At 31.6% G+C, this 18,732-nt stretch carries 18 protein-coding genes; 2 read left to right on the forward strand and 16 right to left on the reverse strand.

Annotated features, from left to right (window positions below):
* Positions 1-6: 6 nt before the first annotated feature.
* From ACM55K_RS08650 to ACM55K_RS08665, 4 genes are read right to left on the reverse strand one after another with little or no spacing between them, the layout of a single operon-like run.
* On the reverse strand, positions 7-987 hold the full coding sequence (locus tag ACM55K_RS08650) for an aldo/keto reductase (RefSeq protein ID WP_416849838.1): 981 nt from the start codon (positions 985-987) through the stop codon (positions 7-9).
* 27 nt (positions 988-1,014) lie between these two features.
* Positions 1,015-1,440 (reverse strand): nuclear transport factor 2 family protein, encoded by a 426-nt coding sequence (locus ACM55K_RS08655; RefSeq protein ID WP_416849839.1) that lies wholly within the window; start codon positions 1,438-1,440, stop codon positions 1,015-1,017.
* A gap of 25 nt (positions 1,441-1,465) precedes the next feature.
* Positions 1,466-1,897: a nuclear transport factor 2 family protein gene (locus tag ACM55K_RS08660; RefSeq protein WP_416849840.1), complete on the reverse strand. Its 432-nt coding sequence runs from the start codon at positions 1,895-1,897 to the stop codon at positions 1,466-1,468.
* A 35-nt stretch (positions 1,898-1,932) separates the two neighbouring features.
* Complete coding sequence (locus ACM55K_RS08665; RefSeq protein ID WP_416849841.1) at positions 1,933-2,919, reverse strand: aldo/keto reductase; 987 nt, start codon at positions 2,917-2,919, stop codon at positions 1,933-1,935.
* Between the two features lie 186 nt (positions 2,920-3,105).
* Here ACM55K_RS08665 and ACM55K_RS08670 point away from each other — a divergent pair, with 186 nt between their 5' ends.
* On the forward strand, positions 3,106-4,002 hold the full coding sequence (locus ACM55K_RS08670; RefSeq protein ID WP_416849842.1) for a helix-turn-helix domain-containing protein: 897 nt from the start codon (positions 3,106-3,108) through the stop codon (positions 4,000-4,002).
* 238 nt (positions 4,003-4,240) lie between these two features.
* On the opposite strand, the gene ACM55K_RS08675 is transcribed toward ACM55K_RS08670, so the two are convergent.
* The 11 genes from ACM55K_RS08675 to ACM55K_RS08725 form a co-directional block, all read right to left on the reverse strand.
* Complete coding sequence (locus ACM55K_RS08675; protein WP_416849843.1) at positions 4,241-4,792, reverse strand: hypothetical protein; 552 nt, start codon at positions 4,790-4,792, stop codon at positions 4,241-4,243.
* Positions 4,793-4,971: 179 nt separating this feature from the next.
* Positions 4,972-5,289 (reverse strand): hypothetical protein, encoded by a 318-nt coding sequence (locus tag ACM55K_RS08680; RefSeq protein ID WP_416849844.1) that lies wholly within the window; start codon positions 5,287-5,289, stop codon positions 4,972-4,974.
* A gap of 242 nt (positions 5,290-5,531) precedes the next feature.
* Complete coding sequence (locus tag ACM55K_RS08685; RefSeq protein WP_416849845.1) at positions 5,532-6,044, reverse strand: hypothetical protein; 513 nt, start codon at positions 6,042-6,044, stop codon at positions 5,532-5,534.
* Between the two features lie 174 nt (positions 6,045-6,218).
* Entirely contained in the window at positions 6,219-6,536 is a 318-nt protein-coding gene (locus ACM55K_RS08690) for a hypothetical protein (RefSeq protein ID WP_416849846.1), read from the reverse strand.
* 166 nt (positions 6,537-6,702) lie between these two features.
* On the reverse strand, positions 6,703-8,373 hold the full coding sequence (locus ACM55K_RS08695) for a BamA/TamA family outer membrane protein (RefSeq protein ID WP_416849847.1): 1,671 nt from the start codon (positions 8,371-8,373) through the stop codon (positions 6,703-6,705).
* A 195-nt stretch (positions 8,374-8,568) separates the two neighbouring features.
* Positions 8,569-9,768 (reverse strand): AI-2E family transporter, encoded by a 1,200-nt coding sequence (locus ACM55K_RS08700; protein WP_416849848.1) that lies wholly within the window; start codon positions 9,766-9,768, stop codon positions 8,569-8,571.
* A 183-nt stretch (positions 9,769-9,951) separates the two neighbouring features.
* On the reverse strand, positions 9,952-10,482 hold the full coding sequence (locus ACM55K_RS08705) for a mechanosensitive ion channel domain-containing protein (protein ID WP_416849934.1): 531 nt from the start codon (positions 10,480-10,482) through the stop codon (positions 9,952-9,954).
* 12 nt (positions 10,483-10,494) lie between these two features.
* On the reverse strand, positions 10,495-11,079 hold the full coding sequence (locus ACM55K_RS08710; RefSeq protein WP_416849849.1) for a Maf-like protein: 585 nt from the start codon (positions 11,077-11,079) through the stop codon (positions 10,495-10,497).
* On the reverse strand, positions 11,072-11,992 hold the full coding sequence (locus tag ACM55K_RS08715; protein ID WP_416849851.1) for a geranylgeranylglycerol-phosphate geranylgeranyltransferase: 921 nt from the start codon (positions 11,990-11,992) through the stop codon (positions 11,072-11,074). Before ACM55K_RS08715 ends, ACM55K_RS08710 begins: the two co-directional genes overlap by 8 nt.
* Positions 11,993-12,066: 74 nt before the next feature.
* Positions 12,067-12,594, reverse strand: a complete 528-nt coding sequence (locus ACM55K_RS08720) for a KdsC family phosphatase (RefSeq protein WP_416849852.1) — start codon at positions 12,592-12,594, stop codon at positions 12,067-12,069.
* Positions 12,578-13,351, reverse strand: a complete 774-nt coding sequence (locus ACM55K_RS08725; protein WP_416849853.1) for a Rossmann-like and DUF2520 domain-containing protein — start codon at positions 13,349-13,351, stop codon at positions 12,578-12,580. Before ACM55K_RS08725 ends, ACM55K_RS08720 begins: the two co-directional genes overlap by 17 nt.
* Positions 13,352-13,550: 199 nt before the next feature.
* Here ACM55K_RS08725 and ACM55K_RS08730 point away from each other — a divergent pair, with 199 nt between their 5' ends.
* Entirely contained in the window at positions 13,551-16,694 is a 3,144-nt protein-coding gene (locus ACM55K_RS08730) for a cytochrome c biogenesis protein CcsA (protein WP_416849854.1), read from the forward strand.
* 99 nt (positions 16,695-16,793) lie between these two features.
* Here the strand turns inward: ACM55K_RS08730 and ACM55K_RS08735 are convergent, their stop codons facing one another.
* A complete protein-coding gene (locus tag ACM55K_RS08735) occupies positions 16,794-17,528 on the reverse strand; it encodes a helix-turn-helix domain-containing protein (RefSeq protein ID WP_416849855.1) in 735 nt (244 codons plus the stop codon).
* Positions 17,529-18,732: the final 1,204 nt, after the last annotated feature.

The following is an 18,732-nucleotide window of genomic DNA, read 5'->3' on the forward strand; positions in this document are numbered from 1 at the left end:
TATTTTTTATTTCCCTACTCTTTGTTGTAAATGAGTAGGATATCTGTCACCCTGAATTTTGGTTTTAGTAAAGGCATCATCAATTGCTTTAATATCACTGGCAGATAAATCAATAGATGTACCTCCAATATTTTCAGTCAATCGATGTGATTTTGTAGTTCCGGGAATGGGAACAATCCATGTTTTTTGTGCCAACAGCCATCCCAATGCAATTTGTGCAGGAGTCGCTTCTTTTTGAGAAGCAATCGTACCTAATAAATCTATTAGTTTTTGATTGGCTTTTCTATTTTCTTCACTAAAACGAGGAACAATATTTCTAAAATCAGTAGGGTCAAATTTTGTATTTTCATTGATGGCACCGGTCAAAAAACCTTTACCTAATGGGCTAAAAGGAACAAAGCCAATTCCTAATTCTTCCAGTGTTGGTAAAATCTCTAATTCAGGTTCTCTCCACCAGATGGAGTATTCGCTTTGTAAAGCGGTCACAGGTTGTACCGCATGGGCTTTACGAATAGATTGAACACCCGCTTCTGAAAGTCCAAAATGTTTTACTTTTCCTTCTTGAATTAGGTCTTTAACTGTACCTGCAACATCCTCCATAGGTACATTATTGTCTACTCTATGTTGGTAAAATAAATCAATCACATCTGTTTTTAGTCGTCTTAATGATTCTTCTGCTACTGCTCTTATACGTTCAGGGCGACTGTCTAGTCCTTTACTTGAATCTCCTTCTTTAAATCCAAACTTGGTAGCAATAACGACCTCTTTACGAAAAGGCGCCAAGGCTTCGCCAACTAATTCTTCATTCTCCTTGCCATAAGCTTCAGCCGTATCAAAAAAGGTAACTCCTTGTTCGTAGGCGCCCCTGATTAATTGTATTGCTTGTTGTTTATCTGTAGCAGGGCCATAACCAAAATTTAAGCCCATACAACCCATTCCAAGAGCTGAAACTTCTAATCCGTTATTTCCTAATATTCGTTTTTGCATGATTTTATGTTTTAATTTGAATAGTTTTTAATAACCTGAAGTGGTATGTAGGTTTACCAACTTCCATTTATCGTTTTTCTTGGTATATACTTCGGTGTAAACTAAATGATACACACTTCCGCCATTTATAGTAAACTTTGCTTTACCTACCAATACCGCTGTATCACGATATACTTTTACTGATGCTTCTTTTTGTTCAATTTTATTGTAAACAAAACTTCCGCTTCTCAATTGGTTCATCCAATCCTTTTTTGTGGTGATATGTCCAGTAATATGGACAAATACCAATTCATCATCAAATAGATTTTCAATGGCATCAAAATCTCCTTCAGTTTTCCAATGGAATTTTTCTAAGGATAAATTGAGGATTTCTTTTTCAGCTCCCGATTGAGCAAAAATAGTAGGGGTAGACATGGCACACATGATACTTATTAGTTTGATTAAAAATTTCATATAATTTCCAATGTAATTTGGACCACTATTGAATAATACTTGCTTTCATAGCCAATACTTGCCAAGGTTTTTTATGATTTACCCTAGTGAAAACTTCAATATATGAAAGACGTAATGCCACTTTTTTACCTGAAATGCTAACTGCAAATTTACCTTTACCTGTAACAATGGCTGTATTACCAGTAACGGTAGCCGCATTTTCCTCTACATCTATACTCTCATGAATAAAATTACCACTTTTTAATCTATTTAGATAGCCATCTTTAAATTGACTGCTTCCATCTGAGCTGAGGACGACGAACTTTTCATGAAAAACGTTTGCTAAAGAATCAATTTTATTGTCTACTTCCCATTGGAAAATTTTTGCAGACAATTTTAATATTTCTTTTTCAGAAGATGTTTGTGAAAAAGATTGAAAGTTGATGAAAAGAACAATAAATAAAAGATAGGTTTTCATATTTATATAATTATTGATTATTATTTTAAAATTCATTATTCAGACATTGAAAGTAAACCTTCATCTAATCTTGCTCCCTGAATTTTTATTTCTGATAATTGATTATCAATGTAGTTAAGGTCTTCAGTAGTTAATACAAGATCAACTGATTTGATGTTGTCATCAATGTACTCTACTTTGTCTATTCCAGGAATTGGTACAATCCAAGGTTTTTGTGCCAGCAACCATGCAAGTGCTATTTGTACAGGTGTTGCATTTTTTTCTTTTGCAATTACTCTCAACATATCGACAACTGGCATATTGGCTTTCATTGCTTCTTTTGTAAATCGAGGGAAACTAGCTCGTAGGTCTGTAGCACTGTCGAATTTAGTATCAGGAGTTATTGTTCCTGTAAGGAAACCTGTTCCCAGTGGTCCCCAAGGCACAAAACCAATTCCTAATTCTTCACATAAGGGTAACACTTCTAATTCTGGTTCTCTTGTCCAAATAGAGTATTGGTTTTGAACAGCAGCAACTGGATGAATGGCATGAGCTTTTCTAATGGTTGAAGCCCCAGCTTCTGAAAGTCCGTAATGAAGAATTTTACCTTCGTTGATTAAATCTTTAAGTGTTCCTACCACATCCTCGATTGGAATAGTAGGATCCACTCTGTGTTGGTAAAATAAATCAATATAATCTGTTTTTAAACTTTTTAAAGAGGTTTCCGCAACCGCTCTAATGTTTTCTGGGCGACTGTCTGTTCCGGTAATAGCTCCATTTTCTAATTTGAAACCAAATTTAGTAGCAATTATTACGTTTTTTCTAAAAGGGACTAATGCTTCTCCAAGAAGTTTTTCGTTTACGTAAGGACCATAACCTTGAGCGGTATCAAAAAAAGTAATGCCTCTTTCTACACCTGCTCTAATAATTTTGACACCTTCACTTTTTTCAACAGCTTTACCTGTTCCAAAGCTTAAGTTCATAACTCCCATTCCTAAAGCGGATACTTCTAATCCGCTATTTCCTAATTTTCTTGTTTTCATTTTTACATGATTTTGTTCAATTCTTTTCAGTAGAATTTTTGATAATACAAAGTTCCTTCAATAGCAGTTTCTATTTGGTATATGGATTACTGTAGTTCTAACCATTATTACTGATTTGAATAATGGAGTTAACGTATTAACAATCTGCGTGCTATATTTGCATAATAAATCTAAAGTTATAGGATTATGGAACAGATCATAAAACTCGAAAAAATTTCTCAATACAATGAACTGAAAGAAATTGAAACTAAACATCCGTTAATAAGTGTTTTTGATAATTCGAAAACAAAGGCACTACCCAATCACAGTCGTCTGCATTTTGGGTTTTATGCTGTTTTTTTAAAAGCTGGAAATTGTGGCGAATTGAGGTATGGACGTAACAGCTATGATTATGATGAAGGAACGCTCGTTTTTGTTGCTCCCGGACAAGTTATAGAAGTTAATAATGAAGAGAATTATCAACCTTCAGGTTTGGCACTTCTTTTTCACCCTGATTTAATAAAAGGAACAGCATTAGGGAGACACATGAGTCACTATTCTTTCTTTTCGTATGAGTCACATGAAGCACTTCATTTGTCTTTAAAAGAACAACAAATTATAAAAGACTTGTTTGGTAAACTGGAATATGAACTAAGTCAATCTATTGATAAGCATAGCAAAAGTATCATAGCGAATAATATTGAGTTGTTGTTAAACTATTGTGTTCGGTTTTATGACAGGCAGTTTATAACCCGAGAGAATATTAATACTGATGTTTTGTCAAAATTTGAAAACTTATTGAATACCTATTTTCAGTCAGAAACACTTCAGGATTTAGGGCTTCCTTCTGTTGGATATTTTGCTGATTGTTTGCATCTTTCTCCTAATTATTTTGGAGATTTAATCAAAAAAGAGACTGGGAAATCAGCTCAGGAACATATGCAATTAAAATTAATAGATGTAGCGAAAGAAAGAATTTTCGATACCGAAAAATCGATAAGCCAAATTGCATCTGAACTAGGTTTTAAATACCCTCAGCATTTTAATCGAATGTTCAAAAAGAATACTGGTTTTACACCAAATGAGTATAGAAGCTTAAATTAAAAATAGTAAACCCCTTAAAATTTGATTGTTTTAAGGGGTTTAATTTAAATCTACTAACCAACTGATAAGTATTTATTGAATTTAGTTTTATAATAGGTAACTAGAGTTAAGATTGCGTTTGTCGATTATTACGTTTGGTTAATAATAGTGTGAATATTCTATTTCAGGACGGGACAATATTATCAAAAAAAAGAGAGAACCAATTTGGCTCTCTCTTTTTTTGATAACTTATAAAGTATTAGTCTCTTCCATGACCATTTCCTCTGCCGTTTCCGTTTCCTCTTCCATTATTATGTCCTTCATTTCCTCTTCGGTTATCATTGTCTCTTCGATTATCGTATTCTCTACGATTATCATTTCCTCTACGATTATCAAATTCTCTACGGTTATCGTTTCCTCTGCGATTGTTGCTATAACCTATGTTTCTTTGTTCTCTACCTTGGTAACCTCTATAATACCTAACTCTATCATTATTGAAGTTTCTGTAAGGTCTTGAACCATGATAATCATTCAATACTACTTTGTAGCCACCGTACAAATCATAATTTCTATATTGTCCTGGTAAATATCTTGATCGGATCCATCTTCCTCCACCAAAATAAATAAATTGAGTGGCTCTTATATCATAATAGGCTTCTACATCCGGCAAATAATAATATTCGGCTTCTGCATATCCTACCGGACCCCAAGAAGGTGGTGAACCTATGTTTAAACTTACTGAAACTTGTGCATGTATTGAACTAGATGCAAAAAGTATTATTCCTACGGCGATTAATTTTAATGTTCTCATTTTTCAAATATTTAATAGATTTATAATTTTATATTTACTCTTTATGGTAATACTTTTTTATAAAACCAACAACTGTGCCAGTATAAAATAATTAACATTTAATTAAAATATTTGCGTCTTTTCCAAAAAAAAAGAGAAGCTAAAATAGCTTCTCTTTTTTTTTTTATTTAGAAATTGGATTATAGTAAAAGAATCAATAAAAGGATAACGATAATGATTGCTCCTACAGATAAATAAACACCATTTCCAGTTGATCTTAACTCAGCATTAATAGCGCGTACTTCTTTACGAAGTGCTTTTTTTTCCGATGATTTCATGGAAGACTTGTCCATTGCTTTGATTTCATCTAAACGAGAAAGCATTTTTTTTACATTTTCAGGAACTTCTTTAGTATTGCTTGTTACTGTAATTGGATTTTTTTCAGCAGCAATAATTGTGGTTGGGATAACAGTTAATGACAATACCATCATCATTAAATAAAAGGTAGCTTTTTTCATCTTGGTTGTGGTTTTATGGTTTAACATTATTGTTATTGTAAATATAAGAAATAATTAATAATAAATTTCATATAATTGAATAGCAGAATTGTATTATTAAAAACTTCAAAAATAAGCATACCAATAATAAGATGCTTGAAGTTAAATTAGAAAAAAAAAATTTAAATCATTTTGTTCGAGTTTATATAAAAAAAGAGAGTCCCAAACTTTTGGGACTCTCTTTTTGATTGCAGGAATTCGGATTAATGTTTTCCATTTCCATGACCACCACCTTGGTTGCCTTTTCCGCCACCTTGATTACCATTACCACCGTGGTTGTCGTTTCCACCGTGCTTGTCATTATTACCCTTATTTTTATATACTTTATTATTCCCTTTTGAACCTATTGATCTTTGAGGTGCACCGTGATATCCTTTATAATATTTTACTTTATGATTTTTAAAGTTACTATAAGGTCTTGAACCATGATAATCGTTTAATACAACTTTATATCCACTATACAAATCATAGTTTCTATATTGTCCAGGCAAGTATCTTGAACGAATCCATCTTCCTCCACCAAAATAAATAAATTGAGTGGCTCTTATATCATAGTATGCTTCTACATCTGGTAAATAATAATAGTCTACGTTAGAATATCCTACAGGACCCCATGATGGTGGTGTACCTATGTTTACGTTTACGGAAACTTGAGCGTGTATTGCACTTGATGCTAAAAGGATTATTCCTACTGCGATTAATTTTAATGTTTTCATTTTTCAAAAATTTAATTAATAATTTATTTAATAGTTACTCTACATGCTACTATTTCTTGTGTAAATTCAACAACTATGCCAATTAATTTCTCTACCATTTAAATAGAGACTTTGTTTTCATAAAAAAAAGAGAAGTGTATAGCTTCTCTTTAAAATTTTATTTTTGAACCCTGATTACAATAAAAGAATCAATAAAAGGATAACGATAATGATTGCTCCTACAGATAAATAAACACCGTTTCCTGTTGATGCTAGTTCAGATTTAATAGCACGTACTTCTTTACGAAGCGCTTTTTTCTCGGATGATTTCATGGAAGATTTGTCCATTGCTTTTATTTCATCTAAACGAGAAAGTAAAACCTTAACTTCTTCAGGTACTTCTTTAGGGTTATTTGATACTGTTGTTGGATTTTTTTCAGCAGCAAAAGTTGTTGTTGGGACTACAGTTAATGACAATACCATCATCATTAAATAGAAAGAAATTTTTTTCATCTTGTTTTTTTAGTATTAGTTAGTCTTTTTTACTACTGTAAAGATAAAAAGATACTTTGAAAATGACTTATACAATTACTGCTTAAAATTATATAATTCACACCTTATCATAAAATATTGAATTTACTGCAATGTATTCTAAAATAGAATATTAAAAGATGCCTTTTTATTTATAAATCACAGTTCTAGGTTTAGCTAATTCAAAATCCTGAAATCCAAAATCGGTGGTTTCAAAGGAATTGGTTTTAAAAACATTTTCGCCAGCACGAGGAATGGAAGGGTAGTAGGATAACGATATTTGGAAAGAACTAAATACTAAATAATCGTTATTAATAATACATCCGATGCTAATTTTAGAATATGCTTTACTTTTACTAATTTCTTTTTTAGCAGTTCCCAGCATTGCAATTGAATAGTTGAAATAAGGATTTACGCGGAATCCCCATAAATCCCAAGGGGAATAAGCCTGAGTTTGTAAAGTCAATACCGCTTTCTTGGTCCCATATTCGGCACTATTAAAACCTGAAATCCCATAATTTTCGTTAATTGTGAGTTGGTCACCAATAGAATTTAAACGGTTTATACCCAAAATAAATTGAGGCTTAATAAACTGTCTTAATTTCCATTTTCCAATAGTAATTAAATTAGTAAAATAATTTGCCTGAAAAGAAAAAGCAGTCTGGTTTGTTTTCGATTTATAAAAAAAGGAACCTAATTCAAAATTAACGCTTAAAAACCCCCATTTATAAAAATTTCCGAATGCAGCTCTACCCCCCAAATAGTAACGCCCAGTACTATTCTTATATTGATAACCTCCAGTAATTCCATAAATTTTCCCAATTGGAACATCCTCTATTATTCCATTTTTAAAAATATATTTGTCTTCCACAAATTTTCGAGAAGTAACACCAATTCCGGTAAGAAAAAATTTTTCTCCGGAATAGAAATCAATTGGATCGTATGCTACTGTAGGACTTTCAATGTATTTTATATTTAAAAATCTTCCGGATAAAATTAGATTGGTAGTTCTGTCGCCTTCCGTGTTTCCTTTAAATAAACGAAAAGCATGTCCTACCCATAAATCTTGCGAATTGTATTTGAAATTTTGGTTAGCATATATCAAATTAAAATCTTGAAGGGTATCTTTTCTAAATTGCTGATCGACATAAATTCCGGCCGCCCATTTTGCAAAAGGGGAATAAAAAGGACGGTCAATATTGATACTTTTTGCATAATAATTATCCAAATCAATATGATATCTCAATGTTGTTTTGATAAATGTATTTTTGATATTGGGAATGATATAGGCGAAATGATACGCATTTTTCCCGTCACTGAACCTGTTTTTGAATTCATTGTCAATTTCATGTCCTGAGCCCAAAAAGTTACGTTCATTCAGTTGGAAACTAACTCTCGAGTTTGAAATGGAGCCTTTTGGTATTATACTCCAAGTGTCTAATACACGAATATAAACGTCAACCGAATCTGGATTATTTTTAATTAATTGAGGCGTTATACTAACTCTGCTTACGAATCTTTGAGTTCTGATTAAACGTTCGGATTCTTTAACTAATAAGGAATCTAAAGGTTCATTTTTTCTTATCAGCAATAAATTCTGGATAGCCAGCCTATTGGTTTTAATGTGAATTCTGTTTCCGCTTCTTTCCGCCCAATTTCGAGGTCCTCTGGTAGTATCAATTTCTGAAAATCCAAAAGGGTCGAGCGTAACGATTTTGATATTTCGGATAGTTCTGCTTTCAAAAGCGAAGTATTTTTTTCGAACTACTTTTTCCTTTTTAACTTTTAAATTAACAGGTCTAAAAATTAACTTATGCATTAACTTAGTGAATTTTCTTTTTTTTGAATAGGTTTGAATATCCTTATATACTTCAGTAGAATCTTTTTTTGGCTTGTTTACCTGTGAAAAAGAAATCTGACAGCAGCAGAAGAGTAAAAAAATTAAAATCAGTTTTTGTTTTTGAAACATGTTAAAAAATTAGCTTTGAAAGATAGATTTTGAAAATTTAAGCAATTAATTTTCAGAACGATTGATATCATTTTCGGTGGTTGTTTCTGTAAACATAGGCACTGTAATATCTGTTTTGATTATGATTTTTTTTGCGGATGTTTCCGAATCAAAAAGAGGTAATTTAATATTGCGCCAAGTATATGTTTTTGGTAAATCATCTCCCATCAAATAACCCCAAGGTTCTAAATATTCTATTCTGTCAAAAATTACTTTAAGAATGGCAATTATGGGAATAGCCAAAAACATTCCTGAAATTCCTGAAATTGCACCGCCTATAATAATCCCAACAATGGAAACAAATGCATTTATTTGTACTTTTGAACTCACAACCAATGGCACTAAAATATTGTTATCAATTAATTGTACAATTATATTGACTACAATTACACCAACAATTATGGATAAGTCGGGTGATCCAGTTAGCGATGCTATTATACTTAAAGCACCTGCAAACAATATTCCAACATAGGGGATTAAATTTAGAATACCCGTAATAATTCCCAATAAAATAGCATACTTAACGCCTATTATCATAAATCCAACCGTTGTTAATATGGAAACCATAATCATTTCTATAATTAAACCAACAATATAACTTTTTACGGCTACTTTTATCTGAGATAAAATATCCTGCAATTTAGGGTGATACTCTTTTTTTATCAATTTAGAAAAGAACAGCATAAAATGGGTTCTGTACAAAAGGATTAAAAAAGTATAAATAGGAATTAAAATCAGGTTTAGGAGCGTATCCGTAAAGGACATTAAGGTCGTTCCTATCATTTCTTTTCCTTTTTCCATTGAATCTTCAGTAGCAGTGTCCAAATATTGTTTTTGTTCCCTGGAACTTATATTGAAATGTTCCCGGATATATTGTTGAATGTTATGAATGTGGATGGAAATGTTTCTTTCTATTTTATTAAAATCATTAGCCATTTCACTAATCTGAATGGATAAAAATGCAAAAAGTCCAATAAAGAGTAAAATAAACAGCAGAACAGTTATCATAACTGCTATGACATGTGGAAAACGGAGTTTATGTCTTATAAAATGGGCAATTGGTCTTAATATTATAGCAAATATAAAAGACAATAAAATTGGAATTAAAATTTCCTGACCGATATAAAAAATATATCCAAAACTAATCAAGCTCAATAAAATAAATGCAAGTTTTGCGTAGAATGGAAGTTTTATGGTATCATTCATATTTTCGTTGTATTTATTATTTATTAAAAATTAAGTATGGAAATTTAAAATTTAACAAGCAAATATGATAGAATAATAAATTTAAACCGTTACATATTTTTAAAAAATAGTTATATAATTTCCACTTAATAAAACTATAAATTTAGCCATAGATAAATAAGAGCAAGGTATTTAAAAGAAAAATTAATCTACGAATTCTTTATCTTCAAAATGGGTTTTTAAAATTGAAATCCCTTTTTGCAAAAGCAAATTATTAGGAAAAATTACCATTTCCCCATCATTGGTTTTTAAGAATACATGAAAAGCACCAATATCTTCAATTTCAGCTTCAATAGGAAAATCTTTATCATGAATTTTTATAACATCACCAATTTTAAAAGGAAACGAAAAGAACAAAATAATGCCTGATGTAATGTTACTCAAAATAGACCATTGGGCAAACATAGCGACGCCTACAACAGTGGTTATTGAGGTAAGTCCAATAAAAATATCTTTGGTCTGAACTCCCCAAATTATGATTAGAGCACTTATTGCCAGTATATTAATGAATAAATGAATGTATTTGATGACTAAATTAGTTCGATGTTCAATAGTCCGACTTGATTTAGCATAGCGTCTTACCAGTTTTGAAGTGATAATACGCAATAAAACGAACAAAATAACTAGTATTCCAGTTGCAATTAGTTCTTTTGTGTATTGTTGAAATAAAATCATATCCATAATTAATTATGCTAATTTACTTAAATATTCATAAACTTTATCAGTTGGCATACCCATAACATTAGCATAAGACCCTTCAATTTTTGTAACACCTATAAAACCAATCCATTCCTGAATTCCATAAGCGCCCGCTTTGTCAAAAGGCTTGTAATTTTCAAGATAATATAAAATGGCTTCGTCGGTTAATTCATTAAACGTAACTTTAGTCAATTCATTAAGAACGGTTGTTTCTAAAGTCGTTTTAAAACAAACCGAGGTAATCACTTCATGGGTAGTATTAGATAATGATTTTAGGATTTCAAAAGCATCCTGCTTATCTTTTGGTTTGCCCAAAGCTTTGTCATTATGCCAAACAATAGTATCACTTGTTATGAGAATATCATTGGGTTGCAATTCGCCTTCAAAAGCGCTGGCTTTCAATTCAGCCAAGTAATTGGTAATTGCTGCAGCTTTTAATTCTGCAGGATAAATTTCTTCAATTTCTTTTAGCTTGATTTCAAAATCCAAATCTAAATCTTTAAAAAATTGTTGGCGTCTTGGAGAACCTGAAGCTAGAATCAGGTTGTATTTTTTTAATTTATTTCTAAGCATTATATTTCATATTTATAGTGATAACTCCAATGGAGATAATTCCGAAAAGAAGAATCCATTTCAGTAGTAAGCTCAATTTGTGAAAGTCATTTTTTGTTTTTGCGCTCCATGTTTTTATCGTAAAATAGAGAAGTGGCCCCGTTACAAAAGTCAATAAATAAACGGTTGTATACGTCAAAAGAAACAAATAATTATAGGTGTAAAAAAGAATTGCTATTAGAGGGATAAAACTTAATGCAAAAACTATTTTTGTGGTTTTGTTAACTCCAATAGCTACCGGTAAAGTATTTATTCCATGATTAGAATCTCCCTTTACATCTTCTAAATCTTTAACGATTTCCCTAATGAAATTAAGAAAGAAAGTAAAAATCGCATAGTCTAAAAGAATAGAAAAAATTACAGCCATTTGTGCCTGATTCCCTTCATAGGTAGCAGGGTATAAATCAAAAATTCCTATGATAACAACGCTGAAAGAAAGTAATAAAGCCACAATTACATTTCCGATGAGAACCATTTGTTTTAAGCTTGTAGCGTAAAGATAAAGTGTAGCGGCTATCAAAATAAAAATAGCGGCAAATCCTGGTTTCTGTATGACATTCGACAAATAAAAACCAATGCCAACACCAACACAATTAAGCGCAACATATATATTGTAAGCCTTTGCTTCAGAAATACTGTTACCAACAATTATGTTGTTGGGTTTGTTATCGTTATCCGTATTTTGGTCAAATATATTATTTATTACATAACCACCCGCTGCGAGTAAAACGGTGGATAGGACTAATAATAAATATTGCCAATCTGCTAATGACAATGGGATATTTTGAAATTTGAAAAAGCCATATCTGAAAACGAGTTGCATAAAGGCAAGCATCAGTAAATTTTGATATCGGATGAGTTTTAAAAAGTTCATTATTAAAAATTAAAAATTTTAGAAAAAAGAATAGTTTATTTTTAGATTAAAATCTAAATTCTGTAATCTAAAATTTAATCATGTTTTCCATCAAAATACGCCATCCATTTTCCTTGTGCTTTCATGACTTGTTCGATTACATCGCGAGCAGCACCTTTTCCACCATTTTTATGTGAAATATACCTTGAAATCGCCTTGATTTCCGGGCTTGCATCTTGTGGACAAGCAGGTAGTCCCACTAATTTCATCACATGATAATCTGGAATATCATCACCCATATACAAAACATGTTCTGGATTTATTTGGTAAACATCCGTATATTCATCGAATGTTTCCACCTTGTTTGGTACTCCTAAATGAATGTCAGTAATTCCAAGATTTCTAAGTCTTACCCGAACACCTTCATTGCTCCCTCCTGAAATAATACAAACATTATAACCGCTATCTACAGCAGCTTTCATAGCATAACCATCACGAATATTCATGGTACGCAGAATTTCTCCTTCGTTGGTTATAAAAACAGAGCTATCGGTAAGTACGCCATCTACGTCAAATATAAACGTAGTAATATCATTCATCATTTCTTTATAACTTTTTGCCATTATGCTGTATGGATTGTGTTAGTGTTTTATAAATTGTTAAGTAATTTTCATTGGATAGAAAAGCTTCATGCGCTTCAATAGTTGCGGTATCATTGCGTTTTGCCGGTCCAGTTTGCGCTTCTTCCGGAGTAAGCACCATTATTTTATCGGCAGTTTCTGCAATTAAAGGTTTTAGAATTTCGAAAGGAACCTGATGCTCCTGGCAAATTTCGCTTCCTATTTCATACAAATGATTTACAAAATTATTGACAAAAACCGCTGCAACATGCAATGCTTTGCGTTGTTCCGAATTGATGGCGGAAACTTTGTCGGAAATTGCTTTTGCCACTTTATCCAATAATTGAAAATCAGTTGCATTTTCGCTTTCTAAACAAATTGGTATGGTTTTAAAATCGACGGCTTTGTTTTTACTGAATGTTTGTAACGGATAAAAAACTCCTTTTCGGTTATTGTCATCCAAAGCATTCAAGGAAACACTTCCAGAAGTATGAACCACTAAACGGTTTTTGAACGGAAGTTGGGAAGAAACATCGGCAATCGCATCATCAGAAACTGCTATGATATACAAATCAGCTTCTGCCAAAGTATTCCAATCATCAGTGATTTTATCATAATCCAGTAAGTGCGATAGATTCGTGGTTTGTCTCGAAAAGACTTGAACCAATTCGATTTCTGATCCCAAATTTTGAGAATCTTGAAATGCCGCAATCAAATGTTGCGCTACATTTCCTGAGCCAATAATAATTACTTTAATCATTTGACAAAATTAGCAAAAAAATATTAAGGGTTTTATTCAATTTTTGAACGGCAAATAAACCGCAATTAGCATTAAAATATGCTTTTTTATCGAAAAATAGAAAGGGGTATTTTTGGATTTAATTAACAATTGTACGAATATAGAAGTCAAGATTTTTAAGTACTTTTGTCGCACTTTTATTAAACGCAATTCCTTACAAATGATTAAAAAAATATTCTCTATTTTGTTTTCTACACGATTAATGGCTATGCTTTTCTTAACATTTGCAATCGCAATGGGTACCGGAACTTTTATCGAAAGCAAATACAATACTGACACTGCAAAAATTTTGGTTTATAATGCTTGGTGGTTTGAAGCCATAATGGTGTTTTTTATGATTAATTTCATTGGAAATATTAAAAGATACCAGCTTTTGAAAAAAGAAAAATGGGCTACTTTATTGCTTCATTTGGCTTTTGTTTTTATCCTTTTCGGAGCCTTCGTAACCCGATATATCAGTTATGAAGGAGTAATGCCCATTCGCGAAGGCGCAGCAGAAAATCAAGTTTTTTCAGATAAAACCTTCCTTACTGTTTTTGTAGATGGGGATTACAAGGGGGAAATGAAACGTAGAGTTTTTGAAAAGCCATTGTTACTTTCGCCGGTTACCAATAATAATTTCACCATTTCAGATAAATTTGCCAATACTAATTTTGAAGTAAAATACAAAAACTTCATCATGGGCGCTAAAGAATACATAAAACCAGATCCAAAAGGTTCTTTATATTTCAAAATTGTAGAAGCGGGAGATGGCGGACGTCATGAACACATGCTCAAAGAAGGTGAAGTTCAAAATATTCATAACGTTTTATTTTCATTGAATAAATATACCGAAGGAGCTATAAATATCAGTATTAAAGGTGATACTAGTACTATTCAAACACCATTTGAAGGTAATTTTATGCGTATGGCTGATAAAATGCAAGGAAAGGTGATTAAAGACGCTGCGCAACCATTAATGATGCGATCCCTATATACTATTGGTGAAATGCGATTTGTATTTCCCGATCCAGCTGTAAAAGGAGTGATTGATTATGAATCTAAAAATGATTTCAAGGCCAAGAATCATGATGATGCTTTGGTTTTAAGTGTGATTGCAGACGGAAAAGAAAAAGAAGTAACAGTTGTTGGTTCTAAAGGTAAAGTTGGAGAATCAAAAACCGTTAAAATAGGGAATATTGATTATACTTTTTTCTACGGAAGCAAAGCTTATGTATTGCCATTCAAGATAAAACTGAATAAATTTATTGCCCAAAAATATCCAGGAACGGAAAAAAGCTATTCTTCGTTTGAAAGCAAAGTTACGGTTCAGGATTCCGCAAACTCATTTGATGCCCGAATTTATATGAATCATGTTTTAGATTACAAACAGTTTCGCTTTTTTCAATCTTCATTCGATCCGGACGAAAAAGGAACGGTTTTATCCGTAAATCATGATTTCTGGGGAACCTGCATAACTTACAGCGGTTATTTTATGTTGTTTTTTGCTATGATGTCGATTATGTTTACCAAATATTCTCGTTTTGCTGATTTGAAAAGAAAACTGGAAATAGTAAAAACGAAGAAGGCTAACCTGCTGACTATTTTGGTTTTGCTATTCAGTTTTAATGGTTTTTCCCAAAGTCATGAGGAGCATCAGCATCAAGTTCCAAACGTGAAACAGATTGATTCTTTGTTGAATAAATACAAAGTTACAGAAGAACATGCGGCTAAATTTGGGCGATTGATTATTCAAGATGGAGGAGGAAGAATGAAGCCTGTTAATACTTTTTCATCTGAATTGCTTCGAAAAGTAAGCCATATGGAAACCTATAAGGGCATGAATTCTGATCAGGTATTGTTGTCTATGACGCAATATGCCAAGGTTTGGATTGAAGTTCCCATCATCTATATAAAAGCTGGAAATGATAGTATCCGTAAAATTATCGGAATTGATAAAGAAGCACAATATGCTCCTTTTATAGCTTTTTTTGACGAAAAAGGAAATTATAAATTGTCACCCTATCTTGATGATGCTTTCAAAACAGCTAATCCAAATCAATTCGAAAAAGATTTTATCGAAACGGATAAGAAGGTAAACCTTATGGAATCGGCGTTAAGCGGAAGAATTTTAAAGATTTTCCCTATTCCGAACGATGCGAATAACAAATGGATTTCCTATTTAGAATTGAATGAATCAGGAATGAAAGGAATGGACGCCACATATACTAAAAGTGTACTGCCATTATATTTTGGAACTTTGACAAATGCAGCTGATACCAAAAATTATAAAACGGCAAACGAATTATTAGAAAGTATAAATGGTTTTCAGAAAAAATTTGGAGCTAAAGTAAGGCCAAGTGAAGACAAAATATCACTGGAAATTGTATATAATAAATCTGATATTTTCAAGAATCTTTTCATAGCTTATTTAACAATTGGCTGTTTGATGCTTGTTTTTACTATACTTAACATTATTTTCGAGAAAAAGATATTGCGTATTGTGATCAATTCCTTTCATGTAATCATTGGAATATTATTTGGTTTGCACACCCTTGGATTAATAGCCCGTTGGTTCATTTCTGGTCACGCACCATGGAGTAATGCTTACGAATCTATAATTTATGTGGCTTGGGCGACGATGTTCTTTGGTTTAGCTTTTGATAGAAAATCAAAACTTACGGTTGCGGCTTCGGCTTTTGTAACTTCTATGATTTTGTTTGCGGCTTTTATGAATTGGATCGATCCAGAAATAGCTAATTTGCAGCCTGTTCTTAATTCATATTGGTTAATGATTCACGTAGCGGTAATTGTTGCGAGCTATGGACCATTTGCATTAGGAATGATTTTAGGTGCTGTTTCTTTATTGTTAATTTTATTTACCAATGAAAAAAACAAAACCAAAATGGATTTGAATATTCAGGAAATCACGTATATCAACGAAATGTCATTGACTATTGGTTTGATTATGCTTACTATTGGAAACTTCCTTGGCGGACAATGGGCTAATGAAAGCTGGGGACGCTATTGGGGTTGGGATCCTAAAGAAACTTGGGCTTTAATTAGTATTATGGTTTATGCCTTTGTGATTCATGCCAGATTTGTTCCTTCTTTACGCGGAAAGTGGGTTTTTAACCTGATGAGTATGTTTGCTTTCGTATCGATTTTATTTACCTATTACGGCGTTAATTTCCACTTAGTAGGATTGCATTCTTACGCAAGTGGTGAAGCGAAATCATTGGATTGGATTTGGTATTCATTAGGAACAATAGCTTTATTTGGAGCTATTTCCTATCCAAAATACAGAAAGTATTATAAGAAATAATAGCTTAGTTAATTACATAAAAAAGGTTCAACTTGAACTGCCCCCAAATAGTGTCTAACTTTTTGGGGGCAGTTCACTTTAAGGTTGGACCTTTTTTTATTAATCAAATTCCACTTTACCCTTTTTATAATATTCTAATGGAGAAACACCTGAAATTTCTTTAAAACTTGTGAAAAATGGATTGTATGAAGTAAATCCAACTTTTTTGGATAAGGATTCTAAAGTGTTATTTTTTAGATAGTTTAATTCGATATACTTCATTGCATCACGAATTCGGATTGCCTTTTTATACTCCGAAAAGGAAATTGTTGAATGGTATTTAAATATATAAGAGATATGACTTTTAGGTATATTTAGTTTACTTGCTAAATCGGAAATTGTCATTTTTGAGTCTCTAAATAATTCATATTCAAAAGATAACTTTTCAATTTCTTCAATATATGTTAAAATATTTGTATCAATTTTCTCTTTTAAAACAAGGTGTTGGGCATTGTTTAAATTGATATTAGGAGCTATTTTCCAAATTTTATTTAAAATTAAATTAGTATTCCTATTTTCATTTATTTTCCTATTAAGAGCATTATAGCCATATAGTATTTCTGGGGAGATTAATATTTTAATTAAAATTAATAGCCAAATAAAAGAGGATATCCATTGATAGCTATGGCCCTTTGTATTTTGATTATAATACACTTCTATAAAAAGTGATGAAAGAACTCTAATTGATACTAATATAAGTGAGATAAATAAAAACAATGTCCATTTACTAATTAATTTTTTTTGGTTTTTAATTGCTTTTATTTCCCCTTTTTTTGTCCAAACATTAATTTTCAATGTCCGATAGGATAAAATATTATAGGACAATACAAAAACAAAAAAAAGAATATAGAGAAAAATTTTTGTGTTTTGTAGAGGGAGTTTTTGATAATTAAGTATACTTCCTAATAGAAAAAAGGATACAGGAAATATAAAATGCAGTAGCTCTTTTGTTTTAAATGCTTTTTTCTTGGTAAATAGATTTTTGAAATACAAGTAACAAATTGGAATTACAACTAATGATAGGTTAGAATATCTAAAGTATATGCTTTTAAATGAAGAATCTGTTATGAAATAGGTTAATCCATTAAAAAAAAAACGCAAAGACATGATAAAGATCAATAAGATCATATAAAAATTCATGATCCTATTTGATTTATAATTTGAGTAAATTAAGATAATTGTCAGTAAGCCAATGAGACCGGTAATGATGAAAAGTAAATTTGTCAGCATTTTAATGATTTAATTTTAAGTTTTAAAAATAAATAATTAAAGCACGAATATCTAATTATTTCTACATTTTAATATTAATAATACGAATCAAGGGTTAAAATAGCAATTGCGAAAATAACTAAATAGAAAGAAATATCTTTCAAGTTATTTGTTTTAAATTCTGGAAATCAGTACATTTAAGGTGTGTTCAAAGCACTTTTAACATATGATTATTCAGCCTAAAGCCGCAAAATTAGTACAAATTTATTCAACAATTTGTGAACAATTTGGAAAAAAATTAAATATACATGTCAGCGATTCAGCAATAAAGAGAAGCAAGATTTAACAGATCGATAAATTATGACAATTTACTTGTTTGCATCAGAAGAGGAACAGCGAATCACGCTAGAGTAAATCCATCAATTCACTGCCGAATATTTGCATTGCTGGTTTCAAAACTCGGCTCTTATTCTACGCTTTCTATTCGCTTGAATCGCTTGTCAGAAACTTTCAGGGAATTAGTAACTAGCTTGATTTGTGATTACTGTCTTGACGATTGTTTTTTAGATCAAAGCCGATTATTACCTGTTCCGAAAAGAGTTCCTGAAAATAGCCAAAGACATTACAGATAAAGAATATTGTTCTACAAAAAGCATGTATTGTTATGGAGTTAAACTTCATGCATTAGCTTTTAGACGAGAAAACAGAATTCCTTTTCCCGAGGAGATAGAAATTACCCCGTATCTGTCAATGATTTAACCGTATTCAAAGAAGTAAGGTCAACCAAAAA

This window comes from Flavobacterium arabinosi, assembly GCF_048158725.1.
Classification (GTDB): Bacteria; Bacteroidota; Bacteroidia; order Flavobacteriales; family Flavobacteriaceae; genus Flavobacterium; species Flavobacterium arabinosi.